Raw genomic sequence first — 14,314 nt, forward strand, 5'->3', positions numbered from 1 at the left:
TGGCAGGTGGATCAGCAGCAGCCACACACCACCGTCTTGCTCGAAGAGGCGGTCGCCGCCCTCGTGGGCGACGTGCATGCGCCCGACGCGCTGTTCGTCGATGGCACCTTCGGGCGTGGCGGCCACAGCCGCCGCATCCTGGGACGCATCGGGCCGGGCGCGCGCTTGGTGGCGTTTGACAAGGACCCCGAGGCGCTGACCCATGCGGCGCGGATCACGGATGCGCGTTTTTCCATTCGCCAGGGCAGCTTTGTGCAGCTGGGCGAACTGGCGGGCGCCAGCGTGGCCGGCATCTTGCTCGACCTGGGGGTGAGCTCGCCACAGATCGATGCGCCCGAGCGCGGCTTCAGTTTCAGGTTCGATGGGCCGCTGGATATGCGCATGGACCCGGCACGGGGCGAGAGCGTGGGCCAGTGGCTCGCGCATGCCGATGCATCGGCGATTACGGAGGTGATTCGTGACTACGGTGAAGAACGGTTTGCTGGCGCCATTGCAAAGGCGATTGTTGCTCGGCGCGAGAAGCAGGGGCCTGTTCAGACCACTGCCGAGCTCGCCCACCTCGTGGCTGGCGCGGTCCGCACCCGCGAGCGCGGGCAGAACCCTGCGACACGGACATTTCAGGCTCTTCGGATTTTCATCAATGCCGAGCTCGAGGATCTCCGCGCGGCGCTAGAGGCCAGTCTGCGGGTGCTGGCGCCCTGCGGCCGGCTGGTGGTGATCAGTTTCCATTCGCTCGAAGACCGTATCGTCAAGCAGTTCATTGCCCGCCATTCGCGTGAGGAAGTGGACCGGCATGCGCCGTTTGCCGTGCCACGCGCGATGCCGCTCAAGGCCTTGGGGCGCGTCAAGCCGGGCGCGGCGGAGCAGGCGGCCAACCCGCGCTCGCGCAGTGCCGTGATGCGGGTGGCCGAACGCACGGGGGCGGCGGCATGACCCGGGTCAGCATCCTGTTGCTGCTGGCGGTGATGGCCAGCGGCATGTGGCTGGTGCGGGTGCAGTACGACGCGCGCCGGATCAACACCGAGTGGCACCGCGCCAATGTGCAGGCGCGCCAGCTGGAGGTGGATCGCCAGCGCCTGCTGGTGGAAAAGCGCGCGCAGGCCACGCCGCTGCGCGTGGAGCGCCTGGCGCGCGACAAGCTGCGCATGCAGACGCCGACGCCGGCCACCACGCTGTATGTGACCGCCGATGGAACCGCTCTGAATCCAACCGCGGGAGGCAAGCCGTGAGCCGCCACCGCGTCAATTACACCGTAAGCCCCCTGCTTGCCGCGCGCACCCCGGTCTGGCGCAGCAAGTTCGTCGTCGCGCTGGTGGCGCTGGGCTTTTTCGGCCTGGCGGCACGTGCCGCCTGGGTGCAGGTCATCCACAGCGACTTTTTCAAGCGCCAGGGCGAGGTGCGCTTCGTGCGCACGCTGGAGCTGCCGGCGCACCGCGGCCGGCTGCTGGACCGCAACGGGCTGATCCTGGCGTCCAGCGTGCCGGCGGCCAGCCTCTGGGCCATCCCCGAAGACGTCGAGGACAAGGAGCCGGCGGTGCGCGAGCGGCTCAAGCAGGCGGCCCGGCTCATGGAGATGCCGCTGGACAGGCTGATGGCCAAGTTCGCCGACGAGGACAAGAGCTTTGTCTGGATCAAGCGCCAGCTCGACTGGGACGTGGGCCAGAAGATCATGGCGCTGGGCATCAAGGGCATCTACCTGCGCAAGGAATACAAGCGCGAGTACCCCGAGGGCGAGTCGGTGGCGCATGTGGTGGGTTTCACCAACGTCGAAGACCATGGCCAGGAGGGCATGGAGCTCGCGTTCGATGACGAGCTGGCCGGCAAGCCCGGGTCGTTGCGTGTGATCAAGGACGGGCGCGGCCGGGTGGTGGCCGGCGTGGGCACCGAGACGCCGCCGGTGGACGGCCGCGACATCCAGCTTTCGGTGGACAGCAAGGTGCAGTTTTTCGCCTACCAGAAGCTGCGCGACACGGTGATCGCCAACAAGGCCAAGGGCGGCAGCGTGGTGGTGCTCGATGCGCACAGCGGCGAGGTGCTGGCGCTCGTCAACTACCCCAGCTACGACCCCGGCGACCGGCGCAAACTCACCGGCGAGCAGCTGCGCAACCGCGCGCTCACCGATACCTTCGAGCCCGGCTCGACGATGAAACCGATCACCATAGGCACGGCGCTGGAGCTCGGGCGGGTGAAGCACGACTCCATCATCGACACCAACCCGGGCAGGTACGCGATCGGCGGCTTCACGATTTCCGATACGCACAACTACGGCGTGCTCACCGTCGATGGCGTGATCCAGAAGTCGAGCAATATCGGCGCGCTCAAGGTGGCGCAGCGCATGTCGCCGCAGGAAATGTGGACGGTGCACACCGAGCTGGGCTACGGCCAGAAGCCGCAGCTCGCCTTTCCCGGTGCGGCCAGCGGCCGGCTGCGCCCGTGGAAAACCTGGAAGCCGGTCGAACAGGCGACGATGGCCTATGGCTACGGACTGTCGGCCTCGCTGTTTCAGATGGCGCGCTCCTACACCGTTTTTGCCAACGGTGGCGAGGTCATCCCCGCCACCATGCTCAAGACGGGCGAGCGTCCGCAGGGCATGCGGGTCTTTTCCGAAAAGACGGCGGAACTCGTGCGCCACATGCTCTGGCTCGCTGCCGGGCCGGGCGGTACCGGACAGAAGGCGCAAACCATGGGCTATTCCATCGGCGGCAAGTCGGGTACCGCGCGCAAGCAGGTGGGCAAGGGCTACGCGGCGGGCAAGTACCGCGCCTGGTTCACCGGCATGGCGCCGATCGACAACCCGCGCATCATCGTCGCGGTGATGGTGGATGAGCCATCGGCGGGTGTGTATTACGGTGGCTCGGTCTCCGGCCCGGTGTTCAGCGAAGTGGTGCAGCAGACGCTGCGCCTCATGGGCGTGGCGCCCGATCTGGCGGTCAAGCCGCTGATCGTCTCCAACCCGATCGAGGAGCCGCTGCTGTGACGTTGCAACGGCTTTCCAGCGTGGATGAGGCACTGGCGTTTCTGCGCCAGCGCGTCGGCGGGCAGTTGCGCATCGACAGCCGTGCGGTCCAGCCGGGCGACGGTTTCATCGCGCTGCAGGGTTACCACGCGGACGGACGGGCGTTTGTGCAGGATGCGTTGGCGCGCGGCGCCGCTGCTTGTGTCGTCGAGGTCGAGGGCGACGCGGCAGGCCTGGTCGATGACGATAGGGTGGCAGCGCTCGCGGGGCTCAAGGCGCATGCCGGCGCCCTGGCCTCGCTCTGGCTGGGTGAGCCCAGTCGCCACCTCAAGGTATTGTCCGTGACGGGTACGAACGGCAAAACCAGCACCGCCTGGTGGCTTGCCCATGCGCTGCAAAAACTATCGAAACAAGAGCTGCTCGCGCTTGATGGTTGCGGGTTGATAGGTACTTTGGGTGTGGGAATTGCACCCGATCTGCAAGCCACCGGCCTGACCACGCCCAACCCGCTGCGCCTGCAGCAGGTGCTGGCGGATTTCGTGCGTGCGGGCGTCGGCGCCTGCGCCATCGAGGCCTCTTCCATCGGCATCGCAGAGCAGCGGCTGGCGGGCACGCAGATCGACACCGCGCTGTTCACCAACCTGACGCAGGACCATCTGGACTACCACGGCAGCATGCAGGCGTACTGGGAGGCCAAGCGCGCGCTGTTCGATTGGCCAGGGCTGCGTGCCGCGGTCGTGAACATCGACGACGAGCATGGGGCGGCGCTGCACCGGGTATTGGCCGCTCGCGCGCTGGACTTGTGGAGCGTGGCGGTTGATGCGCCTGCGCGGCTGCGGGCCGTCGATCTGCACCATGGCGCCACCGGTCTTGCGTTCACGGTGGTTGAGGGCGGTGAGCGCGTGCCTCTTTCCACGCGCCTGGTGGGGCAGTACAACGTCTCCAACCTGCTGGGCGTGATTGCGGCCTTGCGTTCCCTGGGCGTATCGCTCGCCGCCGCCTGCGGCGTGTGCGCTGACCTGGAGGCTGTGCCCGGGCGCATGCAGCAGGTGACCGAACCGGGCCAGCCGCTCGCGGTGGTGGACTATGCGCACACGCCCGATGCGCTGGCCAAGGTGCTGGCCGCGCTGCGCCCGCTGGCGCAAGGTCGGGGCGGGCGGCTGTGGTGCGTGTTCGGCTGCGGCGGCGACCGCGACGCCGGCAAGCGCCCGCTGATGGGTGCGGCGGCGCAGCAGGGCGCGGACCGCGTGATCGTGACCAGCGACAACCCGCGCGGCGAAACGCCTGCGGCCATCGTCCACCAAATTCTGCAGGGCATGATCGCCAGCCGCCACGTGCGGGCCGAGCCCGACCGTGCGGCCGCCATCGCGCAGGCATTTGCGCAGGCCGGCCGCCAAGATGTGGTGCTGATCGCCGGCAAGGGCCATGAGCCCTACCAGGAAATCGCCGGGGTGCGCCGGCCGTTTTCGGATCTGGAACAGGCGCGGCTGGCGCTGGCGCGGCGCGCGCCGCAGGCCCGCGGCATGGCCACGCTGCACCAGGCGTTTGAACTGATCCGCGCGCGGGTGCCCCAGGCCAGGCTGGTGGGCGATGGCGCTGTGGCGTTCCTGCGCGTGCACACCGATACCCGCACGCTGGCGCCGGGCGATCTGTTCGTGGCACTCAAGGGCGAGCGTTTTGATGCGCACGATTTTTTGCCGCAGGCACGCGCGGCCGGGGCGGCTGCCGCCATTGCGCACGGCGGTCTTGCGGCGGCGGAGCTTGCGGGCATCGAGGTGCCCGACACGCTTGCGGCGCTGGCAGCGCTGGCCACGGGCTGGCGCGCGCAGTGTGCATTGCCGCTGATCGCGGTGACCGGCAGCAATGGCAAGACCACGGTCACGCAGATGGTGGCAAGCATCCTGCGCGCCTGGCAGGGCGATGCGGCGCTGGCCACCAGCGGCAATTTCAACAACGCCATAGGCGTGCCGCTCACGCTGCTGCGCCTGTCCGCACGGCACCGCGTGGCCGTGGTGGAGCTGGGCATGAACCACCCGGGCGAGATCGCCGGGCTGGCCGCGATCGCGCGGCCGACCGTGGCGCTGGTGAACAACGCGCAGCGCGAGCACCAGGAGTTCATGCACAGCGTCGAAGCCGTGGCGCGCGAGAACGGCGCGGTGCTGCAGGCGCTGCCGCCCGAAGGCGTCGCGGTGTTTCCCGCCGAGGATGCCTACACGCCGTTGTGGCAGGCCTTGGCGGCAGAGCGGCGCTGCCTCACGTTTGGTGCGCAGGGCGATGTGCGCTGCGTGTCGGCCGAGTGGCTGGACGGCGCCTGGGCGCTGAAGGCGCAAACGCCCGCGGGCGCATTCGAAACCCCTCTTGCCATTGCTGGCGAGCACAACATCCGAAACGCGCTGGCCGCCGCCGCCTGTGCGCTGGCAGCGGGCGCGCCGCTAGCGGCCATCGCGCAGGGGCTTGCGCAGTTCCGGCCCGTTTCCGGCCGTTCGCGTGCCTTTGCATTGCAGCAGGCGGGCCGCTCCATCACCGTGGTGGACGACACCTACAACGCCAATCCCGATTCGGTGCGCGCCGCCATCGACGTGCTCGCCAGCCTGCCGGCGCCGCGCCTGCTGGTGCTGGGCGACATGGGAGAGATCGGCAGCCAGGGGCCGCAGTTCCATGCCGAGGCAGGGCGCTATGCCAAGGAGCGCGGCGTGACCCGCCTCTATGCGCTGGGCGAGCTCACGCAGCACGCGGTGCGGTCCTTTGGCGCGGGCGCGGCGCATTTTGGCGAGGCCGATGCGCTGATCGTCGCCGTGCGCCAGGCCTTGCCGGATGCGGGCAGCGTGCTGGTCAAGGGTTCGCGCTTCATGCGCATGGAGCGCGTGGTACGCGCCATCGAGGAGGCCGCGGCATGATTCTCTGGCTCTCCCAGTGGCTGCAGGGGCTCTCGCCCGATTTCAGTTTTCTGCGCGCGCTCCAGTACCTGACGCTGCGCGCGCTGCTGGCGGCGATGACGGCGCTGTTGATCGGCCTGGTGGCCGGCCCGCGCGTGATCGGCATGCTGGCCGCGCTCAAGATCGGCCAGCCCATACGCGGCTATGCGATGCAGTCGCACCTTTCCAAGAGCGGCACGCCGACCATGGGCGGGGTGCTGATCCTGATCGCGATCACGGTCTCCACGCTGCTGTGGTTCGATCTCTCCAACCGCTTCGTCTGGATCGTGCTGGCGGTGACGCTCTCCATGGGCGCGATCGGCTGGGTGGACGACTGGCGCAAGGTGGTCAACAAAGACCCCGAGGGCATGCGCTCGCGCGAGAAGTATTTCTGGCAATCGGTGATCGGCCTGATGGCGGCGCTGTACCTGGTGTTCTCGATCTCCGAGAACTCCAACGCGCGCGTGTTCGAGCTCTTCGTCACCTGGGTGCAATCGGGCTTCTCGCTCGATCTTCCGCCCAAGGCCGGGCTGCTCGTGCCCTTCTTCAAGGAAGTGAGCTACCCGCTCGGCGTGCTGGGCTTCGTCGTGATGACCTACCTGGTGATCGTCGGCAGCAGCAACGCGGTGAACCTGACCGATGGCCTGGATGGCCTGGCCATCATGCCGGTGATCATGGTCGGCTCGTCGCTGGGCATCTTTGCCTACGTGACGGGCAACGCGGTGTATGCCAAGTACCTGCTGTTCCCGCATATCCCCGGTTCGGGCGAGCTGCTGGTGTTCTGCGCCGCGATGGCGGGGGCGGGCCTGGCCTTTCTCTGGTTCAACACCCACCCGGCGCAGATCTTCATGGGCGACGTGGGCGCGCTGGCGCTGGGCGGCGCGCTGGGCACGATCGCGGTCATCGTGCGCCAGGAAATCGTGCTGGCGATCATGGGCGGCATCTTCGTCGTCGAGGCGATCTCGGTGATGGCGCAGGTGCTCTGGTTCAAATACACCAAGCGCCGCTACGGCGAGGGACGGCGCATCCTGAAGATGGCGCCGCTGCACCACCATTTCGAAAAGAGCGGCTGGAAGGAGACGCAGGTCGTCGTGCGCTTCTGGATCATCACCATGCTGCTGTGCCTCGTGGGCCTGGCCACGCTGAAACTGCGATGAGCGACACGCCCCACACCCCCATCGCCCCCATTGCTCCGACGCCCGAGGGCGCGCCCAGCAAGGCCGCCGAGGCGGCGGAGTTCGTCGCGCGCCTGTTTGCCGAGGTGCATGCGCAGGACGAAGGCGCCGCCGAGCCCACGCCGCTGGCGCCCACCGAGGAGGCGCCCGCCCCGCTTGCCGCCGCACCAGCGATTGCCGTGGGCGGCGACTGGAAGCCGCTGGCAGGCCAGCGCGTGCTGGTGCTGGGCCTGGGCGATTCGGGCCTAGCGATGGCGCGCTGGTGCGCGCTGCGCGGCGCCGAAGTCACCGTGGCCGATACGCGCGAGGCGCCGCCGCACTTGGCCGAGCTGCGCGCCGAATGGCCGCAGGCGGCGTTTGTCGCGGGGCCGTTCACCGCCGCGCTGGCGCAGGGGCAGACGGTGGTGGCGCGCTCGCCCGGTCTGCCGCCGGCCTTGATTGCTCCTGTTATGGAAGCTGCCAGCGCATGTGGAGCAAAGGTTCATGGCGAATTAGGCTTGTATTCCCAGGCGTTGAATGCACTGCGCCGCGATTTCGGCTATGCGCCCCAGGTGCTGGCCATCACCGGCACCAACGGCAAGACCACGGTCACTTCGCTCACCGGCCAGCTGGTGGCGCACGCCGGGCGCAGCGTGGCGGTGGCGGGCAACATCGGCCCGACGCTGCTCGGTACGCTGCAGCAGCATCTGCTGCAGCGCACGCTGCCCGAGATCTGGGTGCTGGAGCTCTCCAGCTTCCAGCTCGATGGCGTGGAGGGCTTCGAGCCCACCGCCGCCACGGTGCTCAACGTGACGCAAGACCACCTCGATTGGCACGGCAGCCTGCAGGCTTATGCCGCGGCCAAGGCGCGCATCTTCGGCAGCCAGGCGCTGATGGTGCTCAACCGCGAAGACCCGCGGGTGATGGACATGCTGCCGCCCGCGGTGCCGGTGCGGCTGCAGAAGCCGCGCCAGCGCCCGCACCTCACCTTTGGCGGTGATTCTCCACGTGCGCCCGGCGACTACGGCATCGAACAGGTGGGCGGCATGGCCTGGCTGGTGCGGGCGCTCGAATCCGACGATGCGGGGCGGCGCGGCGCTGCCGCCGCGCCTGAGCTGCACTTGCAGCGCCTGATGCCGGTCGATGCGCTGCGCATCCGTGGCCGCCACAACGCCACCAACGCGCTGGCCGCGCTGGCGCTGGCGCGCGCGGCGGGATGTTCCATCGCGTCGATGCTGCACGCGCTGCGCGAATACCGCGGCGAGCCGCACCGCGTGGAGTCCGTCGCGCTGATCGATGGCGTCGAGTATTTCGACGACAGCAAGGGCACCAATGTGGGTGCGACGGTGGCGGCGCTGGCGGGTCTGGGCGCGGGCCAGCGCATCGTGGTGATCCTGGGCGGCGACGGCAAGGGGCAGGACTTTTCGCCGCTGGCAGGGCCGGTGGCGCGCCATGGGCGTGCCGTGGTGCTGATCGGGCGCGATGCGCCGCTGATCCGCGCGGCGCTGGCGGGTACGCATGTGCCGCTCATGGATGCGGCAACGCTGGCGCAGGCCGTGGAGCAGGCCAGCGCGGCGGCGCACCAGGGCGACGCGGTGCTGCTTTCCCCTGCCTGCGCGAGCCTGGACATGTTCGACAACTACCAGCACCGCGCGCGGGTCTTCGTCGATGCGGTGCACGCGCTGGCCGAATCGCGCGGGCAGTCGCTGGCGGGAGGGAGCGCATGAGCACCACCGTCAAGCCCGGCCTGCTGCAGCGCCTCTTCGGCGGCGGGCGCAAGGAGCAGGCCGAAAGCGTGGACCGCCTGCCCGTGCGCATCGGCGGCATGGAGCTGCGGCGCACGGCCGCGGTGCCGGCGCGCGTGCTCGGCTTTGACCAGTCGCTGCTGTGGGTGGTGGTGCTGCTGCTGGCGTTCAGCGTGGTGATGGTCTATTCCGCGTCGATTGCGATGCAGGACAACCCGCGCTTCGGCCACATCACCGCCACCACCTTCGTCGTGCGCCACGTCGCCGCGATTGCCGTCGGCTTCGTCGCCGCGCTGCTGGCCTTCCAGATTCCGATGGATACCTGGGAGCGTACGGCGCCCTGGCTGTTCATCGCCTCCATCGTGCTGCTGGTCGTGGTGCTGATTCCGCATGTGGGCACGGTGGTCAACGGCGCGCGGCGCTGGCTGAGCCTGGGACTGATGAACTTCCAGCCTTCGGAACTCGCCAAGTTCGCGGTGCTGATCTACGCCGCCGGCTACATGGTGCGGCGCCTGGAGGTGAAGGAGCGGTTCTTCCGCGCGGTGCTGCCCATGGCGGCGGCGGTCGCCATCGTCGGCGGCCTGCTGCTGGCCGAGCCCGACATGGGGGCCTTCATGGTGATCGCGGTGATCGCCATGGGCATCCTGTTCCTGGGCGGGGTGAACGCGCGCATGTTCTTCCTGATCGCGCTCATTCTGGTGGCGGCGTTCGCGCTGATGATCTGGACCTCGCCCTGGCGGCGCGAGCGGATTTTCGCCTACCTCGACCCGTTCAGCGAGGACCACGCGCTGGGCAAGGGCTACCAGCTCTCGCACGCGCTGATCGCGATCGGGCGGGGGGAAATCTTCGGCGTCGGGCTCGGCGGCAGCGTGGAAAAACTCAACTGGCTGCCCGAGGCGCATACGGACTTCCTGCTGGCGGTGATCGGCGAGGAATTCGGCCTCATCGGCGTGCTCACGCTGATCGTCGCCTTCCTCTGGCTGACGCGCCGCATCATGCTGATCGGCCGCCAGGCGATCGCGCTCGACCGCGTGTTCTCCGGCCTCGTCGCCGAGGGCGTGGCGGTGTGGGTGGGTTTTCAGGCGTTCATCAACGTCGGCGTGAACCTGGGCGCGCTGCCGACCAAGGGGCTGACCCTGCCTCTCATGAGTTATGGCGGCTCGGCCATTCTGATGAATCTGGTGGCGCTGGCGGTGGTGCTGAGGGTGGATTACGAGAACAAGCTATTGATGCGCGGGGGGCGCGTATGAGCACGCGGAAGACTGCCCTCATCATGGCCGGCGGCACCGGCGGCCATATCTTCCCGGGCCTGGCGCTGGCGCAGGAGCTGCGCGCGCGCGGCTGGGCGGTGCACTGGCTGGGCACGCCCGGCAGCATGGAAGCGCGCATCGTGCCGGCCGAGGGTTTTGCGCTGGAAACCATTGATTTCTCCGGCGTGCGCGGCAAGGGGCCGATCACGCTGGCGCTGCTGCCGCTGCGCTTGCTGCGCGCGTTCTGGCAGGCGCTGGCCGTGGTGCGGCGCGTCAGGCCCGACGTGGCCGTGGGCTTGGGTGGGTACGTGACCTTTCCCGGCGGCATGATGGCGGTGCTGGCAGGCAAGCCGCTGGTGCTGCATGAGCAGAATTCGGTGGCGGGCCTGGCGAACAGGGTGCTCGCGGGCATTGCCGACCGCATCTTCACGGCCTTTCCCGGCGTGCTGAAAAAGGGCCAGTGGGTGGGCAACCCGCTGCGCGCGGCATTCACGCAGCAACCCGCCCCCGAGGCGCGTTTTGCCGGTCGCGGCGGCCCGCTGAGGCTGCTCGTGGTGGGCGGCAGCCTGGGCGCACGCGCGCTCAATGAAGTGGTGCCGCAGGCGCTGGCGCTGATTCCCGAGGCACGGCGCCCCGCCGTCACGCACCAGAGCGGTGAAAAGCAGCTTGAGCAGTTGCGCGCCAGTTACGCGGCGGCGGGCGTGCAGGGCGAATTGCTGCCTTTCATCACCGACATGGCGCGGGCCTGCGCCGAGGCGGATGTCGTCATCTGCCGCTCCGGTGCGAGCACGGTGACGGAGCTCGCGGCGGTGGGCTGCGCCGCGCTGTTCGTGCCCTTTCCGTTCGCGGTGGACGACCACCAGACGGCGAACGCCCGCTTTCTGGTGGATGCCGGCGGGGGCTGGCTGGTGCAGCAGGCCGACCTCACGCCGCAAGGCCTGGCGGCCATGATTGAAAAATGGGAGCGTCCGGCGCTGTTGCAACATGCCCTGGCAGCCAAAAAGATGCAGAAAACACAGGCCACCCGCGAAGTGGCGGCCGCGTGCGAGGAGCTGGCGGCATGAAGCACGTCATTCACCACATCCATTTTGTCGGCGTGGGTGGTTCGGGCATGTGCGGCATCGCCGAGGTGCTGCACAACCTGGGCTACACCATCTCCGGCTCGGACCAGAGCGACAGCCCCGTGCTGCGCCGCCTGCAGTCCCTGGGCGTCGCCACTCATGTGGGCCATGCGGCCGAGCAGATCGCCGGCGCCGATGCCGTCGTGACCTCGACCGCGGTGCATGAGGACAACCCCGAGGTGCTGGCGGCGCGTGCGCGCAAGATTCCGGTGGTGCCGCGCGCGGTGATGCTGGCCGAGCTCATGCGCCTGCGCCGAGGCATCGCGATCGCGGGCACCCACGGCAAGACGACGACGACGAGCCTGGTGGCCAGCGTGCTGGCCCAGGCGGGGCTCGATCCCACCTATGTGATCGGCGGGCGCCTGAACAGCGCGGGCGTGAACGCCAGGCTTGGCAAGGGCGAGTACATGGTGGTGGAGGCCGATGAATCCGATGCCTCCTTCCTTAAGCTGCTGCCGGTGATGGCGGTGGTGACCAACATCGACGCCGACCACATGGACACCTATGGGCATGATTTCGGCCGGCTCAAGCAGGCGTTTGTCGATTTCCTGCACCGCATGCCGTTCTACGGCACCGCCATCCTGTGCGTGGATGATCCGGCCGTGCGCGAGATTGCCACGCGCCTGAACTGCCCCATCACGCGCTACGGCCTGGGCGACGATGCCGAGGTGCGCGCCCTGGAGGTGCGCGCGGTGGGCACGCAGATGCACTTCACCGTGCAGCGGCGCAACGGCGTGACGTTGCCCGACCTGCAGGTGGTGCTGAACCTGGCGGGCGAGCACAACGTGCGCAATGCGCTCGCGGCCATCGCCGTGGCCACCGAGCTCAGCGTGCCCGACGCTGCCATCCTGCAGGCGCTGGCCGGCTTTACCGGCGTGGGCCGGCGCTTCCAGAGCCACGGCGAGCTGCCGGCGCAGGATGGCGGGCGTTTCACGCTGATCGAGGACTACGGCCACCACCCGGTGGAGATGGCGGCCACCATCGCCGCGGCGCGCGGCGCCTTTCCCGGGCGGCGCCTGGTGCTCGCCTTTCAGCCGCACCGCTACACGCGCACGCGCGACTGCTTCGAGGATTTCGTCCAGGTGCTGGGCCGCGCCGATGCGGTGCTGCTCACCGAGGTCTATGCCGCCGGCGAGGAGCCGATCGCCCTCGCCGATGGCCGGGCGCTGGCGCGCGCGCTGCGCGTCGCCGGCAGGGTGGAGCCGCTTTTCGTCGAGGATGTGAAAGAGCTGCCCCGGCAGATTGCACAGTTCGCCCAGGGTGGCGACGTGGTGCTGTGCATGGGCGCGGGCTCGATCGGCGCGGCGGCGGTCAGGACGGCTGAATTGCTCCGAAATAATGAGCTGCCAGCGCAGGAAGGGCATGCGTCATGAGCATTTTTGATCAAAAAATCGACGCGGCGCGGCTGGGCAAGGTGGCGGTGCTCATGGGTGGTGATTCGGCCGAGCGTGAGATCTCTCTCCTGTCGGGCAACGGGGTGCTCAAGGCGCTGCGCTCGCGCGGCGTCGATGCGCAGGGCTGGGATACGGGCGAACGGCCTCTGGCGCAGCTGGCGAGCGAAAAAATCGACCGCTGCTTCATCGCCCTGCACGGCCGCCACGGCGAGGATGGCACGGTGCAAGGCGCGCTGGAGCTGCTCGGCATTCCCTATACCGGGCCGGGCGTGATGGCGTCCGCCATCGCCATGGACAAGACCATGGCCAAGCGCATCTGGCGTTTCGAGGGCCTGCCCACGCCCGACTGGCGCCTGGTGACCTCCGCCGCGGGCGTGGCGCAGGCCTTTGCCGCGCTGGGCGCGCCGATGATCGTCAAGCCGGTGCGCGAGGGCTCGACGCTGGGGCTGACCAAGGTGCTGTCGGCGGACCAGTGCGCAGAGGCCTATCGCCTGGCCGCCAGCCATGACCCCGAGGTGCTGTGCGAGCAGTTCATCGATGGCGATGAAACCACCTGCGCCCTGGTTGGCCAGGGGCAGGGTGCGCGGGCACTGCCGCTGATCCGCATCGTCGCGCCCCAGGGCAATTACGATTTTCAGAACAAGTATTTCACCGATGTGGTGCGCTACGACTGCCCCAGCGGCCTGCCGGCCGAGGAGGAGGCGGCGATCCAGCAGCTCTCGCTGGCGGCCTACCGCACGCTGGCGTGCCGCGGCTGGGCGCGCACGGACATCATGGTGCGGGCCACCGATCGCAAGCCCTTCCTGCTCGAAATCAATACCTCGCCGGGCATGACGGGCCATTCGCTGGTGCCGATGGCCGCGCGCGCCTGCGGCGTGGCCTACGAAGACCTGTGCCTCGCGATCCTGGCGGGCGCCTCGCTCGATGCCTGGCAGGGCCGGGGAGGGCGGACATGAGCGCCGCGGTGCCCCTGCCCATCGACGTGCGCCTCATGAACTGGACGGCCGCGGTGCTGCTGCTGGGCTGCATGGCCGCGTTCGTGCTGGCGCTGGGCCACTGGGCGGCGCGCCTGCCGCTGTTCGCGCTCACGCATGTCAGCGTGGATGGCGAGCTCTCGCGCGTGAACGCGCAGATCTTGCGGGCAGAGGTGGCGCCGTCGCTGACCGGCAATTTCTTCACCGCGGACCTGCAGGCGGTGCGCAAGGCGTTCGAGCAGGTGCCGTGGATCCAGAGCGTGCAGGTGCAGCGCGAGTTCCCGCACACCCTGCATGTGCGCGTGCGCCAGCAGCAGGCCGCGGCGTACTGGGGCGAGGCGGGCGGCGATACCTTGGTCAACCGCGAAGGGGAAGTGTTCCAGGCCGATGTCGGCAGCCTGGAGGACGAACACCTGGTGCGCCTGGAGGGCCCTGCGGGGGCTTCGGCGCGGATGCTGGCGATGTTCCACCGTCTGGCGCCCGCGCTGCAACCCCTGGGGCTGCCGCTCGAATCCTTGCTGCTGAGCGCGCATGGCAGCTGGCGCGCGGTGCTGGCGGGCGGTGCGGCCGTCGAGCTGGGGCAGGGAGAAGCCACGGACCTGCTGCAGCGCCTGCGCCGCCTGACCGGCACGCTGGCCCAGGTGGCGCAGCGCCAGGGCCGGCGCACCGACCAGCTCGAATACGCCGACCTGCGCTACGCCAACGGCTATGCCCTGCGGCTGAAGGGCGTCACCACCCTCGGCGGCGATGCGCCAGCGCCCGTGCGCCGCCCTGCACCCAAAAACCAACGAGGCTAGGACCAAAC

Annotated in this window: 11 protein-coding genes; all 11 read left to right on the forward strand. The window is 69.1% G+C overall.

Features of this window, described 5'->3' with window-relative positions:
• Positions 1-6 precede the first annotated feature (6 nt).
• Genes rsmH through K320_RS0111745 form a run of 11 tightly spaced genes read left to right on the forward strand, consistent with a single transcriptional unit; the run spans position 7 to position 14,306 of the window.
• Positions 7-933 carry a 16S rRNA (cytosine(1402)-N(4))-methyltransferase RsmH gene (gene rsmH, locus K320_RS0111695; RefSeq protein ID WP_024539025.1) on the forward strand — a complete coding sequence of 309 codons (927 nt, stop codon included), beginning with the start codon at positions 7-9 and terminating at the stop codon, positions 931-933.
• Entirely contained in the window at positions 930-1,229 is a 300-nt protein-coding gene (gene ftsL / locus K320_RS0111700; RefSeq protein WP_024539026.1) for a cell division protein FtsL, read from the forward strand. Before rsmH ends, ftsL begins: the two co-directional genes overlap by 4 nt.
• Positions 1,226-2,977 carry a peptidoglycan D,D-transpeptidase FtsI family protein gene (locus K320_RS0111705; protein WP_024539027.1) on the forward strand — a complete coding sequence of 584 codons (1,752 nt, stop codon included), beginning with the start codon at positions 1,226-1,228 and terminating at the stop codon, positions 2,975-2,977. Before ftsL ends, K320_RS0111705 begins: the two co-directional genes overlap by 4 nt.
• Positions 2,974-5,853, forward strand: coding sequence for a bifunctional UDP-N-acetylmuramoyl-L-alanyl-D-glutamate--2,6-diaminopimelate ligase MurE/UDP-N-acetylmuramoyl-tripeptide--D-alanyl-D-alanine ligase MurF (gene murF / locus K320_RS18725; RefSeq protein ID WP_084301249.1), 2,880 nt, complete (start codon positions 2,974-2,976; stop codon positions 5,851-5,853). The genes K320_RS0111705 and murF overlap by 4 nt, the downstream gene beginning before the upstream one ends.
• Positions 5,850-7,028, forward strand: a complete 1,179-nt coding sequence (gene mraY / locus K320_RS0111715) for a phospho-N-acetylmuramoyl-pentapeptide-transferase (RefSeq protein WP_024539029.1) — start codon at positions 5,850-5,852, stop codon at positions 7,026-7,028. Before murF ends, mraY begins: the two co-directional genes overlap by 4 nt.
• Positions 7,025-8,752, forward strand: a complete 1,728-nt coding sequence (gene murD / locus K320_RS0111720; RefSeq protein ID WP_024539030.1) for a UDP-N-acetylmuramoyl-L-alanine--D-glutamate ligase — start codon at positions 7,025-7,027, stop codon at positions 8,750-8,752. Before mraY ends, murD begins: the two co-directional genes overlap by 4 nt.
• Entirely contained in the window at positions 8,749-10,020 is a 1,272-nt protein-coding gene (gene ftsW / locus K320_RS0111725; RefSeq protein ID WP_024539031.1) for a putative lipid II flippase FtsW, read from the forward strand. Before murD ends, ftsW begins: the two co-directional genes overlap by 4 nt.
• A complete protein-coding gene (gene murG, locus K320_RS0111730) occupies positions 10,017-11,084 on the forward strand; it encodes an undecaprenyldiphospho-muramoylpentapeptide beta-N-acetylglucosaminyltransferase (protein WP_024539032.1) in 1,068 nt (355 codons plus the stop codon). The genes ftsW and murG overlap by 4 nt, the downstream gene beginning before the upstream one ends.
• Positions 11,081-12,514 carry a UDP-N-acetylmuramate--L-alanine ligase gene (murC, locus tag K320_RS0111735; protein WP_024539033.1) on the forward strand — a complete coding sequence of 478 codons (1,434 nt, stop codon included), beginning with the start codon at positions 11,081-11,083 and terminating at the stop codon, positions 12,512-12,514. Before murG ends, murC begins: the two co-directional genes overlap by 4 nt.
• The gene (locus K320_RS0111740) at positions 12,511-13,491 is read left to right on the forward strand and encodes a D-alanine--D-alanine ligase (RefSeq protein ID WP_024539034.1); all 981 of its coding nucleotides are present in this window, start codon (positions 12,511-12,513) and stop codon (positions 13,489-13,491) included. The genes murC and K320_RS0111740 overlap by 4 nt, the downstream gene beginning before the upstream one ends.
• Positions 13,488-14,306 carry a cell division protein FtsQ/DivIB gene (locus tag K320_RS0111745; protein WP_024539035.1) on the forward strand — a complete coding sequence of 273 codons (819 nt, stop codon included), beginning with the start codon at positions 13,488-13,490 and terminating at the stop codon, positions 14,304-14,306. Before K320_RS0111740 ends, K320_RS0111745 begins: the two co-directional genes overlap by 4 nt.
• Positions 14,307-14,314 lie beyond the last annotated feature (8 nt).

This window comes from Comamonas badia DSM 17552 (assembly GCF_000484635.1).
Classification (GTDB): Bacteria; Pseudomonadota; Gammaproteobacteria; order Burkholderiales; family Burkholderiaceae_C; genus Comamonas_C; species Comamonas_C badia.

Coding starts and splice junctions, on each gene's coding strand:
- ftsL (WP_024539026.1), top strand. CDS start 930: ATGACCCGGGTCAGCATCCTGTTGCTGCTGGCGGTGATGGCCAGCGGC.
- mraY (WP_024539029.1), top strand. CDS start 5,850: ATGATTCTCTGGCTCTCCCAGTGGCTGCAGGGGCTCTCGCCCGATTTC.
- murD (WP_024539030.1), top strand. CDS start 7,025: ATGAGCGACACGCCCCACACCCCCATCGCCCCCATTGCTCCGACGCCC.
- ftsW (WP_024539031.1), top strand. CDS start 8,749: ATGAGCACCACCGTCAAGCCCGGCCTGCTGCAGCGCCTCTTCGGCGGC.
- murG (WP_024539032.1), top strand. CDS start 10,017: ATGAGCACGCGGAAGACTGCCCTCATCATGGCCGGCGGCACCGGCGGC.
- murC (WP_024539033.1), top strand. CDS start 11,081: ATGAAGCACGTCATTCACCACATCCATTTTGTCGGCGTGGGTGGTTCG.
- K320_RS0111740 (WP_024539034.1), top strand. CDS start 12,511: ATGAGCATTTTTGATCAAAAAATCGACGCGGCGCGGCTGGGCAAGGTG.
- K320_RS0111745 (WP_024539035.1), top strand. CDS start 13,488: ATGAGCGCCGCGGTGCCCCTGCCCATCGACGTGCGCCTCATGAACTGG.